A 5,347-nucleotide genomic window follows, 5' to 3' on the forward strand; every position below is an offset into this window, starting at 1 on the left:
CCATCGCCGGCGTCCAGCTGGCCAGGGGCTACCTCGGTGCCCCGGCCCGCACCGCGGAGCGCTTCGTCGCGCACGAGGGCGGTGCGCGGCTGTATCGCACCGGCGACATCGTGCGCTGGCGCGGCGAGGTGCTGGAGTACCTGGGCCGCACCGACTTCCAGGTGAAGCTGCGCGGCCAGCGCGTCGAACTCGGGGAGATCGAGACCGTTCTGCTCGGCCTGGAATCGGTGCGCCACGCCACCGTCGCGCTGGTCGGCAGCGCCACCGGGGATCGGCTCGTGGCCTACCTCGTCGCCAAGCCGGGGGAGACCATCGACCAGACCGCGGCCCTGCTGCACGCGCGGGCCGCGCTGCCGTCGTACATGGTGCCCTCGGCGTTCCTGGTCCTGGATGAGTTGCCGCGCAACACGAGCGGCAAGCTCGATCGCAAGGCGCTGCCCGTTCCCGAACTCGCCGCCCGCCCGTACCGGCCGCCGACCACCCCGCTGGAGCGGACCATCGTCGAGGTGTTCGCCGAGATCCTCGGGGTGGAGCGGGTCGGCCTCGACGACGACTTCTTCGATCTCGGCGGCAACTCGCTGGTCGCCACCCGCGCGGTCAGCCGGTTGCGCACGCTCACCGGCGCCGAGGTCCGGGTGCAGTGGTTCTTCACCGACTCCACCCCCGGCTCGCTGGCCACCCGCGTCCTCGCCGCGCTCGCCGGCGACCACGACTACGACCTCGACTCGAACGCCGCGCTCGGCGTGCTGCTGCCCATCCGCACCCGGGTGCCGCACGACATGGCCGCCGCCGAGCCGCTGTTCTGCATCCACCCGATGTACGGATTGTCCTGGTGCTACGCGGGTTTGGCGCGCTACGTGCCCGCGAGCCGTCCGATCTTCGGCCTGCAGTCGCCCGCGCTGTCGGAGGACGGCTACCTGCCCGACTCGCTCACCGAGATGGCGAGCAGGTACGTCGCGGAGATCCGCGCCGTCCAGCCGCACGGCCCGTACCGGCTGCTCGGCTGGTCGCTCGGCGGCGTGCTCGCGCACGCCATCGCGACCGAACTGCAGGCCGCGGGCGAGCAGGTCGCGCTGCTGGCCATGCTGGACAGCCATCCGGACATCGACGTCACGGACTTCCACGCCGCGATCCGCGAGGCGTTGAGCGAACTCGGCATCTCGGCCGGCCAGGAGGCGGGCTCCGCGTTCGATCCGGTCGCGCTGCTGCCGACCGACGGCGACATCCACGACCTCACCGACGAGGCGCTCGCCGCGCTGCACGCCACCATCCCGCCGGACATGGCCGTGCTCACCCCGGAGCGGGTGCGCCGGATCTACCGCAGCGCGGTGCGTTCGGCCGAGCTCATCGCCGAGCACCGGCCTTCGGTGTTCCACGGCAGGCTGGATTACTACAGCGCGGTCGGCCACGACACCGCGGCACTCAGCTGGCAACCGTTCGTCGACGGCCGTGTCGAAGATCACCCCGTCGGCGTCACGCACGACCAGATGACGACCCCCGAGGCGCTGGCCGAGATCGGGCCGAGCCTGTCCGACCTGCTCGACCCACGAACGCATTAGCTGGTGCCTCGCGCGTCGGCGGCGCACGAGTCGTCCGTCGCCGCGCGAAGGCGGGTCGCGCACACCGGAATCGGGGTGGTTCAGGCATGATGGGGCAACGCTGCGGTAACGATCACCTCTTTTGCCGCGACTACATACCCCGTATGGTCTGCCGTGGTGTGTTCAGGGCACCCACCGTCGGCACGTGCGGAATGCAGATGGAATCTCGAGACGAAGCGAAGGTGTGACATTGATACGTCGACAGACCCGGCGCAGTGGCCTACGTGCCGCCGCGGCGATCGCGGCCACTGCGGTCCTTGCGGGGGTGATGACCGGCCTCGGCACGACCACCGCCGCGGCCGCTGATCCGATCATCGATTCCAAGGCCCTGCTCGCCAATCCGACCGCACCGGACGGCTCGAAGATCACCAAGGCCGAATACAAGGACGCGCGCAACATCCGGCTGTACGTGTACTCGGCGGCGATGGACCAGAAGATCATCATCGACGTTCAGCGCCCGGCCGACGCCTCGGTGCCCCGGCCGACCCTGTACCTGCTCAACGGCGCGGGCGGCGGCCAGGACGACGCCTCCTGGCAGGCGAAGACCGATGCGCTGCAGTTCCTTTCGGACAAGAACGTCAACGTGATCCAGCCCATCGGCGGCAAGTGGAGCTACTACACCGACTGGATCAAGGACGACCCGACGCTCGGGCGCAACAAGTGGAAGACCTTCTTCACCGAGGAGCTGCCCCCGCTGGTGGACGGCGCGCTCGGCACCAACGGCGTGAACGCGATCGCGGGCCTGTCCACCTCGGGCACCACCGTTCTCGCGCTGCCGATCGCCAAGCCCGGCCTGTACAAGGCGGCCGCGGCCTACAGCGGCTGCGCCCAGACCAGTGACCCGGTCGGCTCGGAGTTCGTCAAGCTCACCGTCGAGACCTGGGGCGGCGGCGACACCGAGAACATGTGGGGCCCGCAGGGTTCGGCGGAGTGGGTGGCCAACGATCCGTACGTGCACGCCGAGGGTCTGCGCGGACTTGATCTCTACATCTCGACCGGCAACGGCCTGCCCGGCCAGTACGACACGCTGGACGGCAAGTACGCCCTCCCCGGCGCCTACGGTCTGGCCAACCAGATCATCATCGGCGGCGTGATCGAGGCGGGCACCAACTACTGCACGAACAACCTCAAGAACAAGCTCGACTCGCTCGGCATCCCGGCGACCTACAACTTCCGCAACACCGGCACCCACTCGTGGGGCTACTGGCGCGACGAGTTCCAGCTGTCGTGGCCGGTGCTGGCCCGCGGCCTGGGCATCTGAGCTACCCGGTTAAATACCGACCGACCGCCTGGTTATACCTTTGGGTATGACCAGGCGGTCGGCTTTTACGGGTACCTCTAACGAAAAAGTTCGGGAACCCGTAAAATTCTGTTCCGTGAGTACAACCTTGGCCGAGTCGGCGAGATCGGCGTCCCAGCGGGCCCGCGCGGCGGGGCTGCTGCTCGGCCCCGCCTTCGTGGCGGCGATCGCGTACGTCGATCCGGGCAATGTCGCGTCCAATATCAGCGCGGGCGCGCAGTTCGGGTACCTGCTCGTGTGGGTCATCGTGATGGCCAACGTGATGGCCGGGCTCGTCCAATTCCTCTCCGCCAAGCTGGGTTTGGTGACCGGCATGTCGCTGCCGGAGGCGGTGCGCGAGCGGTCGGGCCGATCGACGCGGCTGGCCTACTGGGCGCAGGCGGAGACCGTCGCGATGGCCACCGACCTGGCCGAGGTGGTCGGCGGCGCCATCGCGCTCAACCTTTTGTTCCAGTTGCCGCTGCTGGTCGGCGGCGTGATCACCGGCGTGGTGTCGATGGGTCTGCTGCTGGTGCAGGATCGGCGCGGGCAGCGGCCGTTCGAGCGGGTGATCACCGGGTTGCTCGCCGTCATCGCGATCGGCTTCCTTGCCAGCGTCTTCATCTCGCCCCCCTCGGTCGGCGGCACCCTCGGCGGGCTGCTGCCCAGGTTCCAAGGCGCCGAGAGCGTGCTGCTCGCCGCGGCGATGATCGGCGCGACGGTCATGCCGCACGCGGTCTACCTGCACTCCGGCCTGGCCAGGGACCGGCACGGCCACCCGGCGGCCGGCCCGCTGCGGGTCCGGCTGCTGAAGATCACCCGAATCGACGTCGCGCTGGCCATGGTGCTGGCGGGCGCGGTGAATCTGGCGATGCTGCTGATGGCCGCGAACACGTTGCGCGACCGCGAGATCGAGACCCTGCGGGACGCGCACACCGCCGTCGGCGACGCGCTCGGCCCGATCGCCGCGCTGCTGCTCGCCATCGGCCTGCTGGCCTCCGGCCTCGCCTCGACCTCGGTCGGCGCCTACGCGGGCGCGATGATCATGCAGGGTCTGCTGCGCCGCCGGATACCGCTGATGATGCGCCGAGTGGTCACGCTGGTCCCGGCCCTGGTGATCCTCGCCGCAGGCATCGATCCCACCAGGGCGCTGATCATCTCGCAGGTGGTGCTGTCCTTCGGCATCCCGTTCGCGCTGATCCCGCTGGTGCGCTTCACCAGCGACCGCACCCTGATGGGCGAGGACGTCAACCATCGCGTCACCACCGCGTTGGCCTGGCTGATCGCCGCCATCATCTCCGCGCTCAATGTCGCACTGATCTACCTGACGATCACCGGCGCCTGACCCCCGCACCCTCTCTCCGGACACGCACCGCCTCTAGGCCCCTATTCCGAGTGCGGTTCCCGAGAGAGAGTGCGGAACTTCGGTTAGGCCCAGTTTTCGATCCAGTGTTTCCAGATCAGGGGGGCGTAGCCGGCGAGGGGTGGCACTTTGATGTCGGTGCCGGTGAGGGCGGCGGTGGTGTGGCGGCAGTCGAACCAGCAGGTGAACTCGCTGTGCTGCAACACGTCTCGCGGTACGCCGACGCGGGGGAGTAGCCGGCTCGCGCCGGGCACCCGCAGCACCATGTCCAGCGCGCGCTTCGGCATCACCTCGACCAGGTGCGGGGCGCCGGCCTCGTCGGCGAACAGGTTCAGCGCCTCGGCCAGGCTTTGCCTGCGCGGATCTACGAGGTGGTAGGTCGTCGCGGACGAACCCGGTTGGTGCGCTATGTGATCGAGTGCGCGGGCCACGAAATCGACCGGCACCATGTTGGTTTCGCCGAGCTCGGGCACCAGCACCGGCAGGATGCGCGGCAGCTGCGCGCCCATCCGCAGCAACCGGAAGCAGTAGTAGGGCCCGTCGATCCGGTCGATCTCGCCGGTTCTGGAGTGGCCGATGACGATCGAGGGCCGGTACACGCGCCACGGCAGCGCCGACTCGCGGACGATCCGCTCGGCCTCGAACCTGGCCCGCTGCGCGGGTGTGCTCAGCGCCTGGCCCTCGTCGAACATGTCCTCGGTGAACAATCCCTCGGCCGCGCCGGCCACCTCCACCGTCGAGACGTGATGCAGCAGGCCGGCTTTCAGGCTCTCGGCGACGTCGACCAGGTGCCGGGTGCCGTCGCCGCGCGCGGCGAGGTCGTAGCCGGCCGCCAGATGGAAGACGTGGTCGATCGTGCCGCGATGCTCGGCCAGCCACGCCGGATCGATGCCGAGGCCGGGCGCGCCGAGGTCGCCGCGCACCGGCCGCACCCGATCCCCGCCGTTCCACTCTCGGGCACGGCCGGAGAACCGGCCGGCGGACTCGGCGCCCGGCCGCACCAGCACATGGATGTCACCCTCGCGTTTCAGCAGCTCGGGGATGAGGAACCGACCGATGAACCCAGTTGCCCCGGTAACCAGGTAGCCCATAGCGCAGGAGCTTAGC

At 69.5% G+C, this 5,347-nt stretch carries 4 protein-coding genes; 3 read left to right on the forward strand and 1 reads right to left on the reverse strand.

Annotated features, from left to right (window positions below; genetic code table 11):
• From ON39_RS04515 to ON39_RS04525, 3 genes are all read left to right on the forward strand, one after another.
• Nucleotides 1-1,559 (forward strand): thioesterase domain-containing protein (locus tag ON39_RS04515; RefSeq protein ID WP_040731300.1); only part of this gene is annotated, 1,559 nt, incomplete at its 5' end.
• Between the two features lie 307 nt (nt 1,560-1,866).
• The gene (locus ON39_RS04520) at nt 1,867-2,859 is read left to right on the forward strand and encodes an alpha/beta hydrolase (protein WP_040731303.1); all 993 of its coding nucleotides are present in this window, start codon (nt 1,867-1,869) and stop codon (nt 2,857-2,859) included.
• Nucleotides 2,860-2,986: 127 nt separating this feature from the next.
• Nucleotides 2,987-4,222, forward strand: a complete 1,236-nt coding sequence (locus tag ON39_RS04525; protein WP_040731305.1) for an Nramp family divalent metal transporter — start codon at nt 2,987-2,989, stop codon at nt 4,220-4,222.
• 83 nt (nt 4,223-4,305) lie between these two features.
• On the opposite strand, the gene ON39_RS04530 is transcribed toward ON39_RS04525, so the two are convergent.
• Nucleotides 4,306-5,347: SDR family oxidoreductase (locus ON39_RS04530; protein ID WP_255219228.1), on the reverse strand; the 1,042-nt coding region annotated here is incomplete at its 5' end.

The sequence above is a fragment of the Nocardia tenerifensis NBRC 101015 genome, from assembly GCF_000308715.1.
GTDB lineage: Bacteria > Actinomycetota > Actinomycetes > Mycobacteriales > Mycobacteriaceae > Nocardia > Nocardia tenerifensis.

Coding starts and splice junctions, on each gene's coding strand:
- ON39_RS04520 (WP_040731303.1), top strand. CDS start 1,867: ATGACCGGCCTCGGCACGACCACCGCCGCGGCCGCTGATCCGATCATC.